This window comes from Micromonospora palythoicola (assembly GCF_036689795.1).
Classification (GTDB): Bacteria; Actinomycetota; Actinomycetes; order Mycobacteriales; family Micromonosporaceae; genus Micromonospora; species Micromonospora palythoicola.
In genome coordinates this window covers 35,618-56,505 of sequence record NZ_JBAGKI010000022.1, presented here as the reverse complement: position 1 = coordinate 56,505, position 20,888 = coordinate 35,618, and the positions used below count along the sequence as shown (strand labels likewise).

Genomic DNA, 20,888 nt, shown 5'->3' with positions numbered 1-20,888 from the left:
CTGGTTTTTGCGTCTTCGTAGTTTCGAGCACTAGTGTGCACGCAACCAAGCACCGATCGTGCAGACACGGGAGGCCCGGGGTGGACCGCTACGCGAGATGGAACGCCCTGCTCGAAATGCTCACCGACTCGGGCCGGGTCACCGTGGAGGAGGCCGCCGAGCGGCTGGACGTCTCCCAGGCGACCATCCGCCGGGACTTCGACCAACTCGCGCAGCAGCAGATGATCACGCGTACCCGGGGTGGGGCGGTCGCCAACGGCGTCTCGTACGACCTGCCGCTGCGTTACAAGACGGCCAAGCACTCGGCGGAGAAGCAGCGGATCGGCGCGGCGGCGGCGGCGCTGGTCTCCCCGGGCACGGTGGTCGGCCTCAACGGCGGCACCACGAGTACCGAGGTGGCCCGGGCGCTGGCGGTGCGCCCGGATCTCAACACCAACGCCGACGGTGCCCAGTTGACCGTGGTCACCAACGCGCTGAACATCGCCAACGAGTTGCTCGTCCGGTCCCGGATGAAGGTCGTGGTGGCCGGCGGCGTGGTGCGGCCGAAGTCCTTCGAACTGGTCGGCCCGCTCGGCGGGGCACTGCTACGTGAGGTCACGCTGGACGTGGCGCTGCTCGGGGTGGACGCCATCGATCCGCTCCTCGGTGCCGCCGCCCATCACGAGGGCGAGGCGGCGATGAACAACCTCATGGTGGCGCGGGCCAAGCGGGTGGTGATCATCGCGGACTCGTCCAAGCTCGGCGGTCACGCCTTCGCCCGGATCTGCCCGGTCGACCGGGTCGAGACGCTGGTCACCGACTCCGGGGCCGCCGCCGAGGTGGTCGACGCCTTCCGCGCGGCCGGGGTGCACGTCATCTGCGCCTGAGCGCCCCGGACGGCTGACGTCGCGTCGCGCCGTCGACGCTCACGGTATCGAAAGTGCCCGTTTTCGGCGTGGCGCTGCATACCGGGTATTGCCTGCCGCTGCATACCGCGTATGGTGTCGTCGTCGCCCACACACCAACGGGGGAGGTGCAGCTTGCCAGCTGTCCTGGAAATCGAAGGTCTACGAAAGACGTACCGAAGTCGACGCCGTGGCACCCGCAACGCCCTGGACGGCTTCGACATGCGGGTCGAGGCGGGCCAGGTGCACGGCTTCCTCGGCCCCAACGGGTCGGGCAAGACCACCACGCTGCGGACGCTGCTCGGGCTGATCCGGCCGGACGGCGGCCGGATGGCGATCCTCGGTCACGAGGTGCCCGACCGGCTGGACCAGGTCGCACCGCAGGTCGGCGCGATCGTGGAGAGCCCGCAGTTCTTCCCGCACTTCACCGCACGGGACACGCTGTCGCTGCTGGCCGGCGCCGGTGACCTGCCCGAGCAGCGGGTGGACGAGGTGCTGGAGCTGGTCGGCCTGCGCGACCGGGCCGGTGAGCGGGTCAAGACGTACTCGCTCGGCATGAAGCAACGGTTGGCGGTCGCCTCGGCGCTGCTCAAGAACCCGCGACTGCTGATCCTGGACGAGCCGGCCAACGGTCTGGACCCGGGCGGCATCCGGGAGATGCGCACGCTCATGCGCAACCTCTCCGAGGCCGGCATGACGGTGGTGCTGTCCAGTCACATCCTCGGCGAGATCCAGCTGATCTGCGACTCGGTCACCATCATCTCGCTGGGCCGGCGGGTCGCCTTCGGCCCGGTCGACGAGGTGCTGGCCCAGCACTCGTCCGGCGCGGTCCGGGTGCGGCTGGAGGCGGTCACCGACCTTCCGGTCGCCGCCACCGCACTGACCCGGGCCGGCGTACGGGTCACCGCCAACGACGATCATCTGATGCTCGCCGGGGTGGACAAGCCCGCCACGGTCACCCGGATCCTTGCCGAGCAGGGCCTCTACGTCAGCGAACTCGCACCGATCGCGGTCGACCTGGAGAGCGTCTTCCTCGAACTGACCGCCACCGCGCCGGTACCCGGCCAGCACCGGCAGGTCGACCAGTCCGTACGAGTCGACGGGACGGCACCGTCCGCACCCGCCGGAGGAGGTTGGGGCGCGTGAGTCTCTTCCGTACCGAGCTGCGCCGGCTGGCCAAGCGGCGCTTCGCCCGCTGGATGACCGCCGGTGGCCTGCTGGTGCTGGTCCTGGTGGCGGCCGGCATGTTCCTGAGCAACCAGAAGATCGGCCCGGACCAGCTCGCCGAGGCGCGGCGGGCCGCCGACCAGCAGCACCAGGAGCAGATCCGCTGGGCTGAACAGGAGCGCGCGAACTGCGAGCGGGCCAAGGCGGCGGGTGAGAACGTCGACTACTACCCTGCCGACTGCGCCGAGATCACGCCGCCGCCTCGGGAGTCGATCGAGGAAGAGTGGTTCCTGCCCTCGACCTTCGACTTCCGGAAGAGCTTCGGCGAGATGCTGATCCCGCTCGCCGCGATTCTGGCGCTGGTCGGGTTCGTGGTCGGTGCCTCGTTCGTGGGTGCCGAGTGGAACACCGGCGGGATGATGAACCTGCTGCTCTGGCGGCCGAAACGGTTGACCGTCCTGCTGACCAAGTTGGGCGCGCTGCTCACCGGTCTGCTGGCGCTGGCGCTGCCCGCCACGGCGGCCTGGTTCGGCAGCATGTGGCTGGTCGCCAACCTGCGCGGCACCACCGAGGGGATGACCTCGGGTACCTGGCAGTCGTTCCTCATCACCGGGTTGCGCGGCATCGTGCTGGCACTGGTCGCGGCGACGGTGGGCTTCGCCCTGGCCTCGCTCGGCCGGCACACCGCGATGGCGCTCGGCGGGGCGATCGCGGTGATGGTGGTCGGCCAGATCGGGCTCGGCATCCTGCTGTCCATGGCGCAGGTGCGCTTCGCCGAGGCGTGGCTGTTGCCCACCTACGCCTACGCTTGGATGGCGAAGACGGTCACGCTCCAGGACTGGCAGGCGTGCAACGCCACCTACACCGGCGAGTGCCAGCCGGCCACCCTGGACATCACCTGGCAGCACTCGTCGGTGCTGTTCACCGTCGGGATCGTGCTGTTCCTCGGCGCGGCGCTGTGGACGATGCGGCGACGCGACATCACCTGAGTCGGCCGGTGGCGGACCGACCCCGCCGGGGCGGTCCGCCGCTGCCACTCCTTGTCGCACCGGCGGACCGGTCGGTGGGATGCGGCAGGTGGTGGCCCTCGTTAGGCTGATGGGCCAGGTTGGCCCAGCGTGCCGGCCGCCCCCGGATGAGGAGCACGATGCAGCCCGCCGACGCCACCCCGGCAGCGCAGACCGGTCCGGACGCCGTCACGGTGCCACCGCCGAGGTCCGCCCCCGAGGTCGAGTCGACGTCGCAGGACCACCCCTCCGACCCCGCGTCGTCCCAGGCCGCCGTGTCGACGGAGGCCGAGCAGCCTCCGACCGCGCCGCCGGACGCCGAGGAAGCACCGACGAGGTCGGGTGCGGATGCGGACGGAGCAGCGTCCCCGGCTGGTGGGCTCGACGAACGCGACCTGGAGATGCTCGCCTTCGAGCGGCAGTGGTGGCGGCACGCCGGTGCCAAGGAGCAGGCCATCCGGGACCGGTTCGGGCTCTCGGCCACCCGCTACTACCAGCTGTTGAACGCGCTGCTGGACAATCCGGCGGCGCTGGCCGCCGACCCGGTGCTGGTGGGTCGGCTGGTGCGGTTGCGCGCCTCCCGGGCCCGCAACCGCCGCCGCTAGGCCCTAGGTCTGCGATCTCGACGTGTCGTCCGGTGCTCGATGGGTAGCCGGGGCGCGGGGAGGTGGCGAATGAGCGGCGGGGGGCCCAGGCAGCCGGGACGAACGGCGCATCCGGAGACCGGCGTGCCCGAGGCGGCCTCGGACGAGCGCCGCCGGGGTGCGGTGATCGGGACCGCCCCCGACATGCGGGTACGATCCGCCTCCGCCCCGCCACCCGGCCGGGCGGTCAACGAGGACCTGGTGTTCCGGTTCGGGCCGCTGGTGGGGGTGCTCGACGGCGCCACCGTACCGGAGGGCTTCGACACCGGCTGCGTGCACGGACCGCAGTGGTACGTCCGGCACCTGGCCGCCCGGCTCGGTCTGGCGGAGGCCGCCCGTCCGGCCGCGACGCTGGTGAGCAACCTGGCCGCGGCGATCCTCGCGGTCCGTGCGGACCACGGCGAGCAGTGCGACCTCGACCACCCAGGCACCCCGTCGAGCACGGTGTGCCTGCTCCGCGACGGCGGCGACCAGGTCGACTACCTGGTGCTCTGTGACAGTCCGCTGGTGCTCGACACCGGTGGTCGCGTCGACGTGGTGGCCGACGACCGGCTGGCCAGCTCGGCGGCCGACCTACGGGAAACCGCCGACCTGCTGCCCGATTCGACCGACTGGGTCACCCGCTTCCGGCGTGCCGTCACCGCCCAGCGGGAGCGGATGAACCGTACCCACGGCTACTGGGTCGCCGCCGCCGATCCCGACGCCGCCTACCACGCGGTGGTCGGCACGGTGCCCCGGCACGGGCCCACGGCGTTGCGTCGCGCCGTGCTGCTCACCGACGGTGCCTCCGCCTTGGTCGAGGAATTCGGGCTCCTCGACTGGTCCAGCCTCCTGGACGTGGTGGCCGCGGAGGGCCCGGACGGGCTGATCGACCGGGTCCGTGCCGCCGAACGGGACCATCCCGACCGGCGGCGTCGGCACAAGGCGGCCGATGACGCCTCCGCCGTGTACTGCGAGTTCGCCCGGCCGGACGATCGCGGAGCGTGACCCGGGAGGCGATTCGACCCGACCGGTCGGTCCGCTCCGCCAGAGGGGCCGGTCGTTTCCGAACCGGGTGGACGCGCGGCGCCGGGCGCGGAAGACTGCGGCACGTGACTGGTGCGGTCCGGTTGGAGCCGGTGGACGAGCGGAACCTCGAACCGTTGCTCTCGGTGGCGGTGGCCGAGGCGGAGCCGGCCGACGTGATGCCGCCGGTGGAGGCGCCGGCCGGCTGGTCGAACGCGCGACGGGAGGCGTTCCGGGAGTTCCACCGGGCCAGCTTCGGCGGGCTGGACGCGCCCACCCGTAGTGCGATGTACGCGATCGTGGCGGGTGGCGAGGTGGTCGGCATGATCCGGATGAGCCGACGGGACGAGCCCGGTGTCGCCGAGGTCGGTATGTGGCTCGGTCGGTCGGCCCGTGGCCAGGGCATCGGCGCGGCGGCGTTGCGGGAACTGTTGCACCTGGCCGCGGCGGCCGGCATGCGGACCGTGGTGGCGGACACCGCGCCGGAGAACCGCGGCGCGCTGTCCGTGCTGGAGAAGTGCGGCGCGAAGCTGCGCGACGCCGACGACCGGGTGTACGCCGAGATCTCGCTGGACGACGTGGCCGCCTGCTGACCGGGCGTGCTCAGCCGCGCTGTTCGGCGTACGCGGCGAGCCAGGCGACCTGCGCCGGGTCCAGGGACGGGCGGACCCGCGACCGGGCCGCCGCGACGTGCTCGGCGGTGACGGTGGAGGCGGTCAGCGACTCGCGCATCGCGGCCAGCGCGGCCTCCCGGACCAGCGCCGCACAGTCGGCGGCCGAGAACCCGTCCAGCTCCGTGCCGAGGGCGGGCAGGTCGACGCCCTCGGCGAGCGGCACGTTGCGCGCGGCGGCCCGCAGGATCTCCGTCCGCGCCTCGGCGTCCGGGGGCGGCACGTACACCAGCCGTTCCAGCCGACCCGGACGCAACAGCGCCGGGTCGACCAGGTCGGGACGGTTCGTCGCGCCGACCACCACGACGTTGCGCAGCGCCTCCACCCCGTCCAGCTCGGTGAGCAGGGCGGCCACCACCCGGTCGGTGGTGCCGCCGTCGGTGGCCTGGCCGCGTACCGGGGCGAGGGCGTCCACCTCGTCGAGGAAGACCAGCGTCGGTGCGGCCTCCCGGGCCCGGCGGAACAGCTCCCGTACCGCGCGTTCGCTCTCCCCGACCCACTTGGACAGCAGCTCCGCGCCCTTGACCGACAGCACGTTCGCCCGGCCGGTCCCGGCCAGCGCGGTCACCAGATAGGTCTTGCCGCAGCCCGGCGGACCGTAGAGCAGCACCCCACGGGGCGGTTGCACGCCGAGTCGGGCGAAGGTGTCCGGGTAGGTCAGCGGCCACAGCACCGACTCGGTGAGCGTCTGCTTGACCTCCACCAGGTCGCCGACGTCGTCCAGGGTGACCCGGGCCAGTTCGAGGGTGGCGGCGGCCATGCTGGTCGGCCGCACCACCTCCAGGGCGGCGGTGAAGTCCGCCATCAGCACCGTGGGGGTCTGCGCCGACTTCTGCCGCAGCGCCGCGCGCACCCCGGCCTCGCGGACCAGCGCGGCCAGGTCGGCGGCGACGAAACCGGGGGTACGCGCGGCGACCTCGTCCAGCCGTACGTCGTCGGCGAGGGGCACCGGGCGGGTCAGCACGGTCAGCTGCTCCCGGCGCAGGGCGGCGTCGGGCAGCGGCACGTCGATCCGCAACGAGAGCAGGTCGGGCGAGCGCACGGCCGGGTCGACCGCCTCCGGCCGGCTGCTGGTGCCGACCACCGCCGCGCCGGCCTGTACGAGCTGCGCCACGCACCGCCGGAACACGGTCGCCACCGGTCCGGGCGCCTCCGCCGGGGCCAGCGCCTCCACGTCGGTGACCAGCAGCACGGCCGGTCCGCCGGCCAGCGTCTCGGCCGTCAGCGCCCGTAGCCGGGCCGCCGCCGAGTCGTTCGTCAACGCCGCGACCTCCGGCGCCCAGAGCGGATGCACCCGGGCACCGACCTGGGCCGCCACCGCCCGGACCAGGGCCGCCTTGCCGGAGCCGGCCGGACCGCTCACCAGCACCCCCAGCGACACGGTGGTGCCCAGCCGACTGAGCACCTCCCGGTGGTGGAAGCCGAGGTCGAGCAGCTCGGTCAGTTCCTCGGCCTGGGCGCGCAGGCCCGGCAGCTCGTCGACCGACGGCACGTCCAGTTCGTCCGCCCGGGCGGTCTCGGCTCGCCCGCTGCCGTCGGTCCGCCGTCCAACCCCGCCGGCTCGCCCGGCGGTCCACGCACTGCTGCCGTCGGGACCGGCCGCGCTCCCGCCCCGGCCGCCGGCCACCGTCCTGGTGACCGTCGACCGGCCGCCCGCGGTCCCGGTGACCCCGGTCCCGCCGACGCCCGGTCGGTCTGTTCCGTCCGGGCTGGGAGCGACCGAGCCGGTGCCGGCGCCACCGTGGGTCTCCGGGCCGTGCTCCCAGCCGACGAGGGTGTCCATGGTGACCAGCGCGCCCGGATCCGGCTCGGCGACCAGCACCCGCAGCAGGGTGCTGGTCCAGGCGTAGCCGACCCGGGTGGCGAGACTGCGCCGGGCCGCCTCGACCAGGGTGCGGGTCGAGGCGTCCGGCAGCACGTCCTGGGGCAGCAGGGAGACGTCGTCGCCGGTGGTCACCACCTTGCCGAGCAGTGCCAGCCGCAGCATCTCGGGGGAGACCACCGCGACGACCTCGGCCGGCCCGGTGAGCAGCACCCGGCGGGCCGGGGTGACCGGAGCCGGGCTCAGTCGCACCTGCCCGCCGTCGCGTACGCCGAGGTTGCCCAGCATCAGGTCGTCGGCGAGCAGCAGCGCCGCGCTGGCCGTGCCGTCGGCCGCCGCGACCAGGCCGGCGGTGACCCGTCGCCCGGCCAGCCGGACCGGGTCACCCGGGCGCAGCGCGAGGGCGGTGAGCGCCTCCGGGTGCAGCCGGACGATGCCCCGCCGGGCGTCCAGTGCGGCCGGCCGCAGGCTCGCGATCAGGGTCAGCTCGGGTTCGCCCACCGCCCGACCCTAGCGCCTGCTCACCCGTCGTCCGGTCAGCCCGCCGGCTCCTCCCCGGTGAGCAGGGACGGATCCCGGCGGATCAACTCGGCCAGCCGGGCCGCCGGGTCGTCGCTGAGCCCGTCCTGCGCGGCGGACCAGCCGGGCACGGTCTTCACCGACAGCGGCCAGGACGGTGGCGGCGCGGCGGGCTGCCCGCTGACCGTGACCTCCTGGTCGACCCAGGCCACCCGCAGGTCGTACGCCTGCCCGTCGTGCTCGACCCGAGCGGCGACGGACGCCCCCGGGTGCGCGGCGACGGCCGCGCGCAGCGCCTCGGCCACGTCCTCCACCGGATGCCGTGGCGGTGCCTCGTGGGCCGGTTCGTGGAGAGCCGACCAGCCGGGCCCCGCGTTGCGGCTGTCGGTCCGGCCCCAACCGGGGCCGGGACCGTGGCCCGGCTCCGGGCCGGGCTGTTCGTCGGCCGGCACGGTCGGATCCGCGGCCCGTCGGCGCAGCGCCTCCTCACGTCGACGCATCCGGGCCAGAGTCTCGTCCAGTCCGCCTCTCATCCGCCTCACCCCTTCCCACGAGGGGCCTGCGAGCCGGTCGGCTCAGGCCCGTTTCTCCCGGGTGGCCCGGTCCAGCGCGCGGTCCAGGACGACCAGCAGGGCGTCCCGGACCGAGAGCCGGTCCCGCGCGTCGAACTGCACCAGGGGTACATGTTCGCCGATCGCCAGGGCCCACCGGATCGCACCGAGGTCGTGCGCCAACCGCCCGTCGAAGGCGTTCACCCCGATTACGAACGGCAGTCCCGCCCGCTCGAAGAAGTCGACCGCCGGGTAGCAGTCGTCGAGCCGGGCGCTGTCGACCACCACCAGCGCGCCGAGCGCACCCCGGGCCAGGTCGTCCCACATGAACCCGAAACGGGTCTGGCCCGGCGTACCGAACAGGTAGAGCTTCAGGCTTCGGTCGATGGTGACACAGCCGAAGTCCATCGCCACCGTGGTGGTGGTCTTCCCGGAGCGCTGACCAGGGTCGTCGACCCCGATCCCGGCGGTGGTCATCTCCGCCTCGGTGGTCAGCGGGGCGATCTCCGAGATCGATCCCACGGTGGTGGTCTTGCCGACTCCGAAACCACCGGCCACCAGGATCTTCACCGGGATCGGCGGTGTCGCCCGGTGACCACCCGGTGTGGCGGGCGTCGCGGCGGGCGGCCGGTACGGCGGCGGTGCCGTGGCGGCGTGCGGCGGTGGCGGTGGCGCGGTGGCCCGGCCGATCGGCGGCGGGGTCGGTGCGGCACCGCCGTAGCGGGCCGCGGCGCTGTTGGCGGCGAGCGCGCCCGGCGGTGCGGCGGGCCAGTCAGGAGATTGCACGGAGTCCATCAATCACTCGCAGGATGACGTCGGGGTCGAGGGCGTCGTCGGCGTCGGTCACGTGTACGTCCAGGTGGCCGGCGGCGCGCAGGTCGCCCACCAGCACCCGGGTCACGCCGAAGTGCAACCGGGTCTTGGCGGAGATCTCGGCCACCGAGATCGGTTCACCGCAGAGCGCCACGATCGCCTGGAGTTCCGGGCTGAGCCGGGCGGCCGTGACGCTCCAAGGTTCGGTTGTCGGTCGGGCGGTCACCTGGGTCTCCAGGCCGATCGTGGGGTCTGCGCCGGCCACCCGGCCAGCGGTCAGCACGAAGGGGCGCGGGCCGCTCGGCCCGACCTCCTCCGCCTCCGGTCCGATCGCCGCCGGTGCGCCCGCCGGGCCGGCGGGGCCGGCCGGGGAGGACTCGCGCAGGTAGGGCCGGATGCGTATCACCGGCTCCTGTTCGGCACCGGCGGCGTCGGGATTCATTGCTGTACGGAGTTCTTGAGTTCGGCGATCAGACGCGGGGTGAGCGCCCCGCCGGCCCGACCGGCGAAGAGGGTCATCTCGTAGGCGACGGTGCCCAGGTTCGCCGACCGGTCGGCGACCACGCCGAGCACCGAACCACTGCTGATCGCGCTGATCAGCAGGTAGCCCTCGGCCATGTCCACCACGACCCGGTTCAGGCCGCCCAACGCGTACCAGCTGGCGGCACCGCCGGCCAGGCTGGTCATGCCGGAGACGACCGCGGCGAGACGTTCCGCGTTGGACCGGTCCTTGATCGCGGACATGGCCATCAGCAGGCCGTCGGACGACACGGCGATCGCCTCCAGCACCCCCGCCGTTCCGGAGGTGAAGGAATCCAGCAGCCAGTTGAAGGTGCGGGCCTCGGGGCTGAGGTCGCCGTGGCTCTGGTGGTCGAGGTTCTCGTGCACGTGCGGGCTGGTCAACGTGGCGTTCCTTCGTCGTCGCTGCGGTGGTTACGGACATCGCGCAGAGCCCGGGCGACGCCCGTCTCGAACGCGGTCATGCGATCGCGGACCTCGGCCGGATCGCCCGGGTCCTGAGTGAGCGGTTGCTGCGGCAGTTGCTCGATCAGGTTGGCGCCGGGCACCCTGCGGGACAGCTGGGACAGCCCGGGGGGAGCCGGCGGCGCGACCGGCTGTGGCAGGGCGTCGGCCTGACTCTGCTCGGCCCGGCGTACCCCCGACTCGAACGCCTCGACGGCGGCGCGGGCGGCGCTCGGATCGACGCCACCGGCGTCGACCGGGCCCACCCTCGGCGCCGTCCTGGGCAGGCTGGCACCCGGTACCCGCTGCCGGACGCCGGGCATCGGTGTCGGCGGAACCGCCGACACCGGTGCGACCTGCGGCACCGTAACGGTCTCCGGGTCGAGCTCGGCCGGCTCCGCGCCGGCCCTGCCGGCGGGCTCCGGGGCGGTGGCGAACGCGTCCCACGACTCGGACAGCTCCATGCTCTCGGACGCCCGGGTCAGCAGCGTGGGGTTGAACCCGGACGGGACCGCCGCCGGTTCCGTCGGTGCGCCGGCCAGGTCCACCGCCGGCGGGGCGTCCCGGTGCGGTGGCACCGGTTCGAGCTGGTGTCGGGCCGGCAGTGCGGCCACCGGGGCGGCCCGGCCGACCGGCGGGGCCGGAAGGCCGGCCGGCTCGGGCGTCCCGACGACAAGTGACGTACGCGGAATCTGGAGGGTGGCGGTGACACCGCCGCCCGGGGTGGCGGACAGACCGACCGCCCAGTGGTGCCGGCGGGCCAACCGACCCACCACGAACAGCCCGAGCACCTCGGTCGGAGCGAGGTCCAACCGCTCCCGGCGGGTGAGGCGGGCGTTCTCGGCGGTCAGCCGTGCCTCGGTCATGCCGATGCCGTGGTCCACCACGGTGAGCTGTACGCCGTTCTCGGTGAGTTCGCCGCTGACCAGCACCCGGGTGTGCGGCGGCGAGAAGACCGTGGCGTTCTCCATCAGCTCGGCGAGCGCCAGCACCAGGTCGCCGACGATCGCCGGTGCCGCCGCGGCCTCGGTCGGCACCTGGACGTCCACCCGGGTGTAGTCCTCGATCTCACCGAGGGCGAGGCGGGCCACGTTGGCCAGCGGAACCGGCGCGACGTGCGCGACGTCGCCCACCGCACCGGAGAGCACCACCAGGTTGCCCGCGTTGCGCCGCAGCCGGCTGGAGATGTGGTCGAGCCGGTACAGGTTCTCCAGCCGTCCCGGGTCGGTCTCCTGCTGCTCCAACCGGTCGATCAGGGCGATCTGCCGACCGACCAGGTTCTGGGTACGGCGGCCGACGTGACCGAACATCTGGGCGACGTTGCGCCGGCTCGCGGCCTGCCGTTCCACCAGCCTGGCGGCGGTGTTCTGCACCCGTTCGAAGGCGCGGGCCAGGTCGCCCACCTCGTCCCGGGCGCGGACGTCGACGGGATCGAGGCGGACGGGTTGGGCGTTGTCGGTCTCGTCGTCGGCCACCCGGACCAGTTCGGACTCGGCGACCCGGGCGACCCGGTCGGCGGAGCGGGTCAGCCGGGTCAGCGGCCCGGTCACCGTGCGGCCGATGGCCAGGGCGAGCAGCACCACGCCGACCAGGACCACCGCGACCAGCACGGTCACCCAGTACGCGCCGGCAAGCGCCGCCTGCCGTTGGGCGCGTACCTCGGCGGTCACGTCGGCGACCAGCTTCTTCTCGACGAACTGACCCAGCGTGATCAGCGAGGAGACCGTCGGGAAGAGGGCCTGGATGGGGATGCCCGCCACCGCCGCCACCGGGTCGAGCGCGCTCTGTTGCAGGAACTCCGGGCTGGTCCGGGCGTCCACGGCGGTCTGCTCGATGTTCACGAGCGCCTGCTGTTCCGGGGTGAGCAGGCCGAGCATCTTGTTGCTCTCCGACTGGAGTGTGGCCATGTTGGCCACGAACGCGGTGGCGAACCGTGGGTCCGGTGCGGCGGCGACCAGGACGATCAGGGCACCACCGCCGCTGAGTCCCTCGCTCTTGCGCAGGATGCTGTCCAGCGCCAGCGTCTGCCGTCCGGCCGAGGTCCGGGTGTCCACGTCGTGTGGCAGCCGCAGCGAGTCGATGAGGGCGACGTGGACCGGCCCGTACGCGCCGATCACCTGTGGCGGCGCCGCCTCGCCGGCCAGTACGGCCGTACGTATACCGGCCAGTTGCGCAACGCCGTCGAGCGCCCGGCCCACCTCGGCCGGAAGCTCGTCGTCGAAGTCGACCCGCAGGTCGACGATCCGGTCGTCCACCTCCGCGATCTCCTGCACGAGTGCGCTGCGCTCGACCTGCCCGAGCAGGAGGCCGATGGCGAGCATGCGTTCCCGCTGCAGGTGCTGGAGCAGGGTGCCGACCCGGCCGGCGAGCTGGACGGTCTGGTCGATCTCGCCGGCTCGCTGGGCCACTCCGGCGCGTTCCAGGACCACCGGCAGGGTCAGCCCCAGCATGCAGAGCAGGGGAATGGTCACCAACAGGGTCAGCTTGCCCCGGATCCGGAGCCTACCGAGCAGCATCGAAGGGCCTCCACCGATCCGGCTCGTGGACCTGTCCGACCGGCTGCAGCGCCGGTGGCGGTTCCATGGGACGGGCTCCGGCGGTGTCCCACCGGACACCGGGTGGCGGTGCCGGTGCGTCACCGGCCGCCGGTGCGGCGGAAGTGTCTCGCGGACGGGACATCCAGGTGTTCACCGCGAGCCCGACCAGCAGCAGTGCGGCAAGGCCTCCCGCGCCGAGAATCAGCAGACGGTCCCGGTCCAGCCCGTCGAGCCGCTCCGCCAGCAACCGGTCGATCTCGTCGAGCAGGACCGGTTGGAGCTGCTTCGCGGCCTGTTGGGCCTCGTTGCGGGCCGCGAGGAGCCGGGTCGTGTCCACCGTGCCGGCCTGGTCGACCGGCTGGGAGTGCAGGGCCATCGTCTCGACGGCCCGCTGGTACGCGTCGAAGGGGGTGAGCACGTTCGCGCCCAGGTCGGCGCTCTCCGTGTTCTCCACCACCGCCCGCAGGTTGTTGGCCAGGTCGTTCGCGGGTTGCAGGGCGGCGGCCCGGAGGGTGGCCAGCTGGCTGAGCGACTGGAGCCGTTCGGCCTCGGACCGGCGGTTCATCAGCACGGCCAGGTCGGTGAGGCGGCCGGCGGCCACCATGGCCTCCGGCATCTCCTCCGCGACGCCGTCCTGGAGGAAGTACGCGTCGACGCCGGTGTCCCGGATCAGGCCGGAGGTCTCCCGGACCTTGTTGTGCAGGGCCAGCAACAGGTCGGTCACCTCGCCGTACACGGTGAAGGCGGCCTCCCGGTCGGTCAGCGCGCGTTCGGGTAGAGCCTCCAACTTCGCGCGGAGTCCGGCCCACCGCTCGCTGGTGCTCAACTCGCCGCCGATCCGCGCGTCGACCGTGGCGGCCCGCTCGACCGCCTGGTCGAGGGTGTCCCGCCGCAGTGGCCGGCCGGTGACGGCGGCGCTCTGCGCGTCGACGAGCGCGTCGGTCACCGGCCCCAGGGCGCGGAGGTACTCGACGCCGAGCCGCTCCCGGGCGACGACGTCGCGGTCGGTGTCGACGAGTTCGTGTGCCTGTCCGACCAGGAACGCCACCGGCAGCAGCAGCGCGGTGGTGAGTAGCAGCGGCAACAGCCGGCCCGGTGTCCGGGGCCGGCGACGGACCCGCGGAGCGGGAACGGTCATGGTTGTCTCCTCCGGCGTGGCGCAGGTTGTCCGACGGCGTCGACGAGCCGGTCCCGTGCGCCGGACCGGAAAACTAATCGAAGCGTGCTGACTTGGGCCCGGTCGGCGAGGGTCAGCTTTGCGTCACTTCGAGCGATGTGACTCACGGCGATCATTTCGCTCACGGTGGGTGCCGTTCCGCTGGAGATAGGCGTACTTGAGTATAGATTCGAGTGAAAGGCAGGAATTTCCGCGATGCGAAGTCGTCCCAAAGGTTCGCCGACTGGACGGTGTGCGGACGACCTTCGTCGGATGACGAACGGGCTACCAGAACGGACGTACGGCGGATCTCAGCTAATACTCAGGTTTCGGGCCGTACCGTGTGCCCAATGAGATCGCCGTTCTCGGCCGCGCGGCTCCGACGTGCCCTGCCCACCGGCCGCCGGGCCGTCGCCGCCACGGCTGCTGTCGTCCTGCTGGCGGTGGCCGTGCTCTGGGCGGTCTGGCCGGACCGGCCGGGCTTCCGTACCGAGTCCGCGATGCTCACCGTCCGGTCCGGACCGAGCGGTGACGAGCCGGTCGACCTGGACACCACGTTGTACCTTCCGCGTGACGCCGCGGCCGGCCGTACGGTGCCCGCGGTACTGCTCGCCCACGGCTTCGGTGGCACCAAGGAGTCGGTCCGTACCGACGCCGAGGAGCTGGCCGACCGCGGCTACGCCGTACTGACCTGGACCGCGCGTGGCTTCGGTCGCAGTGGCGGGCAGATTCACCTGGACAGTCCCGACCACGAGGTACGCGACGCCCAACGGCTGCTGGACTGGCTCGCCGCACGCTCCGAGGTCCGTACCGACGCCGCCGGTGACCCCCGGGTGGGCGTGGTCGGCGGCTCCTACGGCGGGGCGCTGTCCCTGCTGCTCGCCGCCCAGGACCAGCGGGTCGACGCGATCGTTCCCATGATCACCTGGAATGACCTGTCCCGGGCCTTCCTGCCCGAGAGCACCGGCGGCGAGCCGACCGAGGGCGTGTTCAAGTCGGGCTGGGCCGGCATCTTCTTCGGCGGCGGCGGAAACGTCGGCTCCGGCCCGGCCGGGATCTCCGGCACCGGTGCCGAGACGCCGGAGGGCGCGCCGGGTGCCGGGCCGCCCAGCCCCGCCCCGGGCCAGGGGCCCGGTACCGCACCTGGCGCACCGACCGCCGGCGCTCTCCCCGATCCCTCCTGCGGACGGTTCGCCGCCGACGTCTGCGCCGCGTACCTGCGCATCGCCGCCACCGGACGGGCCGACCAGGCCGCCGTCGACCTGCTGCGACGGTCCAGCCCGGCGGGGGTGCTGAACCGTGTCAAGGCGCCCACCCTGCTGGTGCAGGGCGCGGCGGACACCCTCTTCCCGCTGGCCGAGGCCGACGCCAACGCCCGGGGGATCGCCGCGAACGGGACCCCGGTCCGGGTCGCCTGGTTCACCGGCGGCCACGACGGCGGCGCGGGACCACAGACCGACTCCGACCGGGTCAAGTTCCTCACCGCGCAGTGGCTCGACCACTATGTCGCCGGCGACGGTGCGGCACCGGGCGACACCTTCACCTTCTCCCGGATCGCCGGCTTCGACGCCATGGACCGTGGGCTGGTCGCCACCGGCTACCGCACCGACGACTACCCCGGTCTCGGTGGCGACTCCCGAGTCGAGGTGGCCGTGGCCGGCCCGGTCCAGCCGGTGGCCAACCCGCCCCGCGGCAACCCCGCCGCGATCTCCTCGGTGCCGTTCGCCGGCTCGTTGAGCTCGCTGCTCAGCGGGGTGGCCGGCGACATACCCGGGCAGCACGCCCGGTTCGAGTCCGAGCCGCTGACCGAGGCGGTCGACATCGTCGGTGCGCCGACCGTGTCGCTGCGCGCCGCGTCGAGCAGCGGCGAGGCCGTTCTCTTCGCCAAGCTCTACGTGGTCGACCCGGAAGGGGCGGCCACCCTGCCCAGCGGGCTGATCGCGCCGATCCGGCTCAGCGGCCTGCCGGCGAGCGTCGACGCCGCCACGCCGGTCACCGTGACCCTGCCCGCGATCGTGCACCGGGTCGAGGCCGGTCACCGGCTCCGGCTGGTGGTGGCCACCTCGGACCAGGCCTACACGACCCCGATCGAGCCGGCCGTCCACGCGGTCGCGCTCGGCGACACCCCGGTCAGCCTGCCGACGGTCGACGCCGACCCGATCCCCACCGAGGCGGCGATCTGGCGCTGGATCCTGGTCGGGCTGCTCACCGCGATCGTGGTCGGGCTCGTCGTGCTCGTGGCCGTGCTACGCCGCCGGCACCGCCGCCAGGACACCTCGGTGCACCCGGAGTACGCGGACACCCCGCTGGCGGTACGCCGGCTGCGCAAGGAGTACGCCGACGGCTTCGTCGCGGTCTCCGAGGTGGACTTCGAGGTGCACCCCGGTCAGGTGGTCGGCCTGCTCGGACCCAACGGCGCCGGCAAGACGACCACGCTGCGGGTGCTGATGGGGCTGACCCAGCCGACCGCGGGTGAGATCTACGTCTTCGGGCACCGGCTGGTGCCCGGCTCGCCCGTGCTGTCGCGGATCGGTGCGCTGGTGGAAGGGCCGGGGTTCCTGCCACACCTGTCCGGCCTGGAGAACCTGCGGGCGTACTGGCGGGCGACCGGCCGGCCGGAGACCGACGCCCACTTCGAACAGGCTCTGGAGATCGCCGGTCTGGGCTCCTCGGTGCACCGGCGGGTGCGCAAGTACAGCCACGGCATGCGGCAGCGCCTCGCCATCGCCCAGGCCATGCTCGGGCTGCCGGAACTGCTGGTGCTCGACGAACCGACGGACGGGCTGGACCCACCGCAGATCGCCGAGATGCGCCGGGTGCTCCAGCGCTACGCCACCGACGGTCGGGCGGTGCTGGTCTCCAGCCACCTGCTCGCCGAGGTGGAGCAGACCTGCACCCACGCGGTGGTGGTGGACAAGGGCCGGATCGTGGCCTCCGGACCGGTCGAGGAGATCGTCGGCGACTCGCCGAGCGTGCTGTTCGAGGTGAGTGACCCGAGCGCGGCCCGGACCGTACTCGACGGCCTCGGTGGCGTACGGATCCTCGACGACGCCGACGGGCAGTTGGTGGTCGACACCAACGGCACCGCCCGCAGCGAGGTGGTCGCGGAGTTGGTCCGGGCCGGGATCGCGGTGGACCGGGTGGTGCCCCGGCGTCGCCTGGAGGATGCCTTCCTCGCTCTGGTGGGCGAGAACTCTCGGGGAAGCGGGGACCGGTGATGGCGGGATCGACTGTCGAGCCGACGCGGGACACGACCACCGTTGCCGCCTCGGGTGCGGCGGCCGGTTACCGGCCCGCCCGTACGCTGCCGTGCGGCGCGGAGTTCCGCCGGCAGGCGTCGCGCCGGCGTACCCAGTTGGCGCTGGGCTTCATGGTGCTGTTGCCACTGATCATCCTGATCGCGTTCCAGTTCGACTCGAACGACGACGACAACGGCGGCGGAGAGTTCGGCAGCCTGATCGATCTCGCCACCTCCGGCGGGCTGAACTTCACCCTCTTCACCATCTTCGTGTCGGCCTCGTTCCTGCTGGTCGTGGTGGTCGCGTTGTTCTGCGGCGACACGGTGGCGAGCGAGGCGAGCTGGGGCAGCCTGCGTTATCTGCTGGCGATTCCGGTGCCCCGGGCCCGACTGCTCACGGTGAAGCTGCTGGTCGCGCTCGCGTACTCGGGGCTCGCGTTGGTGCTGCTCGCCGGCACGGCACTGGCCATCGGCACCCTGCGCTACGGCTGGTCGCCGCTGCGCAGCACGGTCGCCGCCCAACTGGAGCCGGGCGAGGGGCTGCTGCGGCTGCTCGCGGTGCTCGGCTACCTGGCGATCGTCCTGCTGGTGGTCGCGGGGCTGGCCTTCCTGCTGTCGGTGACCACCGACGCGGCGCTGGGCGCGGTCGGTGGTGCGGTGCTGCTGTGGATCCTCTCCAGCATCCTGGACCAGATCACCGCGCTCGGCGTCATCCGGTCGTTCCTGCCGACCCACTACAGCACCGCGTGGTTGGGGCTGCTCTCCACGCCCGTGCAGACCGACGACATCGTGCGGGGCACGGTCTCGGCGATCTGCTACGCCACCGTGTTCTGGGGCCTGGCCTTCTGGCGCTTCACCCGCAAGGACATCACCAGCTGAGCGCGCTGCCCGCGACCGCTCGGCCACAGCCGGGACGGCTCAGAGCAGCGGGGCCGGTGTGGTGGGCGGCGGGTTCGGCGTCGAGGGTGTGGGCTGCGGCGTGCTCGGCTCCTGCTTGCGCCAGGCGCTGACCCCGAGCCGGTCGGTGTTGCCCAGGTCGATCCGCCCCTGAATGACGACCTGTTGGGCGGGTCGGCCGCGTAACGGGGCGACCTCGAGGTGCTCGGCGTTCGTCGCCACCACGGTCGGGTTGTCGACCAGGTTGCGCCAGAGCAGGGCGGCGCCGGCCGCCTCACCGGGGGCCAGCACCAGCGACCGGGGTGGATCGTCGAAGCCGGAGGTGATCCCTTTCGCGCCCCGGATCACCCTGACCGGGATGGCCCTGCCGTCGGCGTCCCGCAGGCTCGGCTCCGGATACCCACGCAGCCGGTAGGTGCGGTCGCCGCAGTTGACCAGTTCCAGGCCCATCGCCCGTAGCCCCATCGCGGCGCTGACGCCGCGGTAGGTGATCCGGACGCCGGAGTCGGGGCATTCGGACGTCGGGCCGGTATTCCCCCCGAGATCGCCGTCGCGGGCGGGTAGGCGGTCGAGACCGCCGTGGCCGGGCGGCGTGGCGCCGGAGGTTGCGGCGCCCGGTCCGCTGGAGCTTGGGACCGGCGCGGGTGGTGCCGTCGCGGTGTCGCCGGCTGGTGCGCACCCGGAGAGCAGGCCGAGCGCCGCCGCGATCGAGATCGGCACCGCGCGGAGCCGACGGACACCGCGGGCCGAGCTGCGGACCGTTGTACGTGGCATCGGAGCATCGTCGCACCCGGCAGCGGTGGCGGGTGTTCCCGGCCTTCGCGTAAGCGGGCGGTAAGGATTTCTCGTGGTCCTGCTCGCCGAAAGTTTCGACCGCTAGACTGACGCTGGGAGCGTTCCCACCAAGAGAGATTGCATCGACAACTATCTATCAAGTCCGCATTCTGGTACCACCACCCCACTCGTAGGAGGTACCAATGCGCACTGACCGGTTCGGCGGGCCGGCTCTGTCCCTGTTCCGCATCGTCATCGGGTTGTTGTTCCTCATTCACGGCATGTCATCGGTCTTCGGCGTCTTCGGCGGCAACCGGGGTAGCGGCGAGGCGGTGCCGCTCGGCCAGTGGCCGGGCTGGTACGCCGCGGTGATCCAGCTGGTCTGCGGCGCCCTCGTGCTCCTCGGCCTGTTCACCCGGCCGGCGGCCCTGCTGGCGTCGGGCTCGATGGCCTACGCGTACTTCGTGGTCCACCAGCCCGAGGCGCTGCTGCCGCTGCGGAACAACGGCGAACTGTCCGTCCTCTTCTGCTGGGCGTTCTTCCTGGTGGCGGTGCTCGGCCCGGGTACCTGGGCGGTGGACACGCTGTGGCGGCGCGGGGCTACCACGGTCGCTCTCGGCGAGGGCGAACGGCGGTCCGTGCCGGCCTGACGGTGAGGCTCAGCGGCGCCGGAGGGCGCGGCAACGGCGCCGCTGAGGTTTCGCTCACAGGCTGGGATTGACAGGCGACGGTTGCGTCCGGATTGCCTAGACTCGGCAACACAACTGCATACCTCATCCAGAGGGGCTGAGGGATACGGCCCGACGACGCCCCGGCAACCACCTCGCGCGCTCACCGGTGAGCATCCAGCGGGGCAGGTGCCAATTCCGTCCCCGCCGCAGGGTGCGATGCGGGGAAAGATGAGAGGACTTCGACATGACGTCGACGCTCGCCCCGTCCGGCATCGACACCGCCGCCAGCCCCGCTCGTGCCCTGGTCTGCCGGGCCTGTTCGGCCCGCTACCCGCTCGCCGCCCAGCACGCCTGTTACGAGTGTTTCGGCCCGCTGGAGGTCGACTACGATCCGGCCGTCCTCGCCACCGTCACCCGCGAGCAGATCGAGGCCGGCCCCCGCAACCTCTGGCGGTACGCCGCCCTGCTGCCCGCCGGCCAGGACCCGGCCACCAGGGTCACCCTGGACCCCGGGTTCACCCCGCTGGTGGCCGCCGACCGGCTCGCCGCCGAGTTGGGCATCACCGCTGCACTGTGGGTCAAGGACGACAGCGCCAATCCCACCCACTCGTTCAAGGACCGGGTGGTGTCGGTGGCGCTCACCGCCGCCCGCGCGCTCGGCTTCTCCCGGTTCGCCTGCGCCTCCACCGGCAACCTGGCCAACTCCGTCGCCGCGCACGCCGCCCGGGTGGGTACGCCGTCCGTGGTCTTCATCCCCGGCGACCTGGAGCAGGGCAAGGTCGTCACGACCGCCGTCTACGGCGGCGACCTGGTCGCCATCGACGGGTCGTACGACGACGTGAACCGGCTCTGCGGCGAGCTGGTCGAGACCGACGAGTTCGAGGACACCGCCTTCGTCAACGTCAACGTGCGGCCGTACTACGCGGAGGGGTCCAAGACGCTCGGCTACGAGGTGGCCGAGCAACTCGGTTGGCGGATCCCCGCCCAGGTGGTCATCCCGATGGCCTCCGGCGAGCTGCTCACCAAGATCGACAAGGCGTTCAGCGAGCTGGTCGAGATCGGGCTGGTCGAGGCACCGGCCGGCGGCTGGAAGGTCTTCGGCGCACAGTCGGCCGGCTGCAACCCGATCGCCACCGCACTGCACGCGGGCACCGACACCATCACCCCGGTCAAGCCGACCGGGATCGCCAAGTCGCTGAACATCGGCGACCCGGCGGCCGGGCTGTACGCCCTGGAGGCGGTGCGCCGCACCGGTGGCTGGATGGACCACGCCGACGACGACGAGATCCGCGCGGCGGTACGGCTGCTGGCGCGTACCACCGGGGTCTTCGCCGAGACGGCCGGCGGGGTGACCGTGGCGGTGCTGCGCAAGCTCGTCGAGTCGGGCCGGCTGGACCCGACCGCCGAGACGGTCGTGTTCAACACCGGCGAAGGGCTGAAGACCCTCGACGCGGTCGCCGGTGAGGTCGGTCCCACCCACCGGATCAAGCCTTCGTTGCGGGCCGCTCGGGACGCGGGCCTGCTGAGCTGACGAACGGATGAGTAAGCGGTATTTCGCAGGGAGTGAGC

18 protein-coding genes and 1 riboswitch are annotated in these 20,888 nt (G+C 72.7%); of the genes, 10 read left to right on the top strand and 8 right to left on the bottom strand.

Annotation, left to right across the window (positions count from 1 at the left end; all coding sequences use genetic code 11):
• The first annotated feature begins 80 nt into the window (after window positions 1-80).
• The 6 genes from V5O40_RS12820 to V5O40_RS12795 all read left to right on the top strand — a co-directional run bounded on the left by V5O40_RS12820 (window position 81) and on the right by V5O40_RS12795 (window position 5,300).
• Entirely contained in the window at window positions 81-866 is a 786-nt protein-coding gene (locus tag V5O40_RS12820; protein ID WP_269738482.1) for a DeoR/GlpR family DNA-binding transcription regulator, read from the top strand.
• Window positions 867-1,019: 153 nt separating this feature from the next.
• Window positions 1,020-2,030, top strand: a complete 1,011-nt coding sequence (locus tag V5O40_RS12815; protein ID WP_164448561.1) for an ATP-binding cassette domain-containing protein — start codon at window positions 1,020-1,022, stop codon at window positions 2,028-2,030.
• Window positions 2,027-3,040, top strand: a complete 1,014-nt coding sequence (locus V5O40_RS12810; protein WP_332905635.1) for an ABC transporter permease subunit — start codon at window positions 2,027-2,029, stop codon at window positions 3,038-3,040. Before V5O40_RS12815 ends, V5O40_RS12810 begins: the two co-directional genes overlap by 4 nt.
• Window positions 3,041-3,198: 158 nt before the next feature.
• The gene (locus tag V5O40_RS12805; protein WP_332905634.1) at window positions 3,199-3,663 is read left to right on the top strand and encodes a DUF3263 domain-containing protein; all 465 of its coding nucleotides are present in this window, start codon (window positions 3,199-3,201) and stop codon (window positions 3,661-3,663) included.
• Between the two features lie 69 nt (window positions 3,664-3,732).
• The gene (locus V5O40_RS12800; protein WP_332905633.1) at window positions 3,733-4,689 is read left to right on the top strand and encodes a hypothetical protein; all 957 of its coding nucleotides are present in this window, start codon (window positions 3,733-3,735) and stop codon (window positions 4,687-4,689) included.
• Between the two features lie 104 nt (window positions 4,690-4,793).
• On the top strand, window positions 4,794-5,300 hold the full coding sequence (locus V5O40_RS12795) for a GNAT family N-acetyltransferase (RefSeq protein ID WP_332905632.1): 507 nt from the start codon (window positions 4,794-4,796) through the stop codon (window positions 5,298-5,300).
• A gap of 10 nt (window positions 5,301-5,310) precedes the next feature.
• On the opposite strand, the gene V5O40_RS12790 is transcribed toward V5O40_RS12795, so the two are convergent.
• From V5O40_RS12790 to V5O40_RS12760, 7 genes are read right to left on the bottom strand one after another with little or no spacing between them, the layout of a single operon-like run.
• On the bottom strand, window positions 5,311-7,701 hold the full coding sequence (locus V5O40_RS12790; protein ID WP_332905631.1) for an AAA family ATPase: 2,391 nt from the start codon (window positions 7,699-7,701) through the stop codon (window positions 5,311-5,313).
• 35 nt (window positions 7,702-7,736) lie between these two features.
• Window positions 7,737-8,252, bottom strand: a complete 516-nt coding sequence (locus V5O40_RS12785) for a hypothetical protein (protein WP_332905630.1) — start codon at window positions 8,250-8,252, stop codon at window positions 7,737-7,739.
• 42 nt (window positions 8,253-8,294) lie between these two features.
• Entirely contained in the window at window positions 8,295-9,065 is a 771-nt protein-coding gene (locus V5O40_RS12780; RefSeq protein WP_332905629.1) for a GTP-binding protein, read from the bottom strand.
• Entirely contained in the window at window positions 9,043-9,525 is a 483-nt protein-coding gene (locus V5O40_RS12775) for a DUF742 domain-containing protein (RefSeq protein WP_269738473.1), read from the bottom strand. The genes V5O40_RS12780 and V5O40_RS12775 overlap by 23 nt, the downstream gene beginning before the upstream one ends.
• Window positions 9,522-9,986 carry a roadblock/LC7 domain-containing protein gene (locus V5O40_RS12770; protein WP_164448556.1) on the bottom strand — a complete coding sequence of 155 codons (465 nt, stop codon included), beginning with the start codon at window positions 9,984-9,986 and terminating at the stop codon, window positions 9,522-9,524. The genes V5O40_RS12775 and V5O40_RS12770 overlap by 4 nt, the downstream gene beginning before the upstream one ends.
• Window positions 9,983-12,562: a sensor histidine kinase gene (locus V5O40_RS12765; protein ID WP_332905628.1), complete on the bottom strand. Its 2,580-nt coding sequence runs from the start codon at window positions 12,560-12,562 to the stop codon at window positions 9,983-9,985. Before V5O40_RS12765 ends, V5O40_RS12770 begins: the two co-directional genes overlap by 4 nt.
• Entirely contained in the window at window positions 12,549-13,721 is a 1,173-nt protein-coding gene (locus V5O40_RS12760; protein WP_332905627.1) for a hypothetical protein, read from the bottom strand. The genes V5O40_RS12765 and V5O40_RS12760 overlap by 14 nt, the downstream gene beginning before the upstream one ends.
• 368 nt (window positions 13,722-14,089) lie before the next feature.
• On the opposite strand from V5O40_RS12760, the gene V5O40_RS12755 reads away from it, so the two are divergent.
• Together V5O40_RS12755 and V5O40_RS12750 are read left to right on the top strand one after the other, a co-directional pair.
• On the top strand, window positions 14,090-16,957 hold the full coding sequence (locus V5O40_RS12755; protein ID WP_332905626.1) for an alpha/beta fold hydrolase: 2,868 nt from the start codon (window positions 14,090-14,092) through the stop codon (window positions 16,955-16,957).
• On the top strand, window positions 16,957-17,856 hold the full coding sequence (locus V5O40_RS12750; protein ID WP_332905625.1) for an ABC transporter permease: 900 nt from the start codon (window positions 16,957-16,959) through the stop codon (window positions 17,854-17,856). The genes V5O40_RS12755 and V5O40_RS12750 overlap by 1 nt, the downstream gene beginning before the upstream one ends.
• A gap of 39 nt (window positions 17,857-17,895) precedes the next feature.
• Here the strand turns inward: V5O40_RS12750 and V5O40_RS12745 are convergent, their stop codons facing one another.
• Window positions 17,896-18,648: a DUF4232 domain-containing protein gene (locus V5O40_RS12745; protein WP_332905624.1), complete on the bottom strand. Its 753-nt coding sequence runs from the start codon at window positions 18,646-18,648 to the stop codon at window positions 17,896-17,898.
• A 203-nt stretch (window positions 18,649-18,851) separates the two neighbouring features.
• Here V5O40_RS12745 and V5O40_RS12740 point away from each other — a divergent pair, with 203 nt between their 5' ends.
• A complete protein-coding gene (locus tag V5O40_RS12740; RefSeq protein WP_332905623.1) occupies window positions 18,852-19,298 on the top strand; it encodes a DoxX family protein in 447 nt (148 codons plus the stop codon).
• A 120-nt stretch (window positions 19,299-19,418) separates the two neighbouring features.
• Window positions 19,419-19,554, top strand: a riboswitch (SAM riboswitch).
• Window positions 19,555-19,563: 9 nt separating this feature from the next.
• Entirely contained in the window at window positions 19,564-20,850 is a 1,287-nt protein-coding gene (thrC, locus tag V5O40_RS12735; protein WP_269738466.1) for a threonine synthase, read from the top strand.
• Window positions 20,851-20,888: the final 38 nt, after the last annotated feature.

Excerpts from the sequence above, each read along its gene's own strand:
- V5O40_RS12775 (WP_269738473.1), bottom strand. The coding sequence starts at position 9,525 with ATGAATCCCGACGCCGCCGGTGCCGAACAGGAGCCGGTGATACGCATC.
- V5O40_RS12780 (WP_332905629.1), bottom strand. The coding sequence starts at position 9,065 with ATGGACTCCGTGCAATCTCCTGACTGGCCCGCCGCACCGCCGGGCGCG.
- V5O40_RS12750 (WP_332905625.1), top strand. The coding sequence starts at position 16,957 with ATGGCGGGATCGACTGTCGAGCCGACGCGGGACACGACCACCGTTGCC.
- V5O40_RS12740 (WP_332905623.1), top strand. The coding sequence starts at position 18,852 with ATGCGCACTGACCGGTTCGGCGGGCCGGCTCTGTCCCTGTTCCGCATC.
- V5O40_RS12760 (WP_332905627.1), bottom strand. The coding sequence starts at position 13,721 with ATGACCGTTCCCGCTCCGCGGGTCCGTCGCCGGCCCCGGACACCGGGC.
- V5O40_RS12805 (WP_332905634.1), top strand. The coding sequence starts at position 3,199 with ATGCAGCCCGCCGACGCCACCCCGGCAGCGCAGACCGGTCCGGACGCC.
- V5O40_RS12745 (WP_332905624.1), bottom strand. The coding sequence starts at position 18,648 with ATGCCACGTACAACGGTCCGCAGCTCGGCCCGCGGTGTCCGTCGGCTC.
- V5O40_RS12765 (WP_332905628.1), bottom strand. The coding sequence starts at position 12,562 with ATGCTGCTCGGTAGGCTCCGGATCCGGGGCAAGCTGACCCTGTTGGTG.
- V5O40_RS12800 (WP_332905633.1), top strand. The coding sequence starts at position 3,733 with ATGAGCGGCGGGGGGCCCAGGCAGCCGGGACGAACGGCGCATCCGGAG.
- V5O40_RS12755 (WP_332905626.1), top strand. The coding sequence starts at position 14,090 with ATGAGATCGCCGTTCTCGGCCGCGCGGCTCCGACGTGCCCTGCCCACC.
- V5O40_RS12785 (WP_332905630.1), bottom strand. The coding sequence starts at position 8,252 with ATGAGAGGCGGACTGGACGAGACTCTGGCCCGGATGCGTCGACGTGAG.
- thrC (WP_269738466.1), top strand. The coding sequence starts at position 19,564 with ATGACGTCGACGCTCGCCCCGTCCGGCATCGACACCGCCGCCAGCCCC.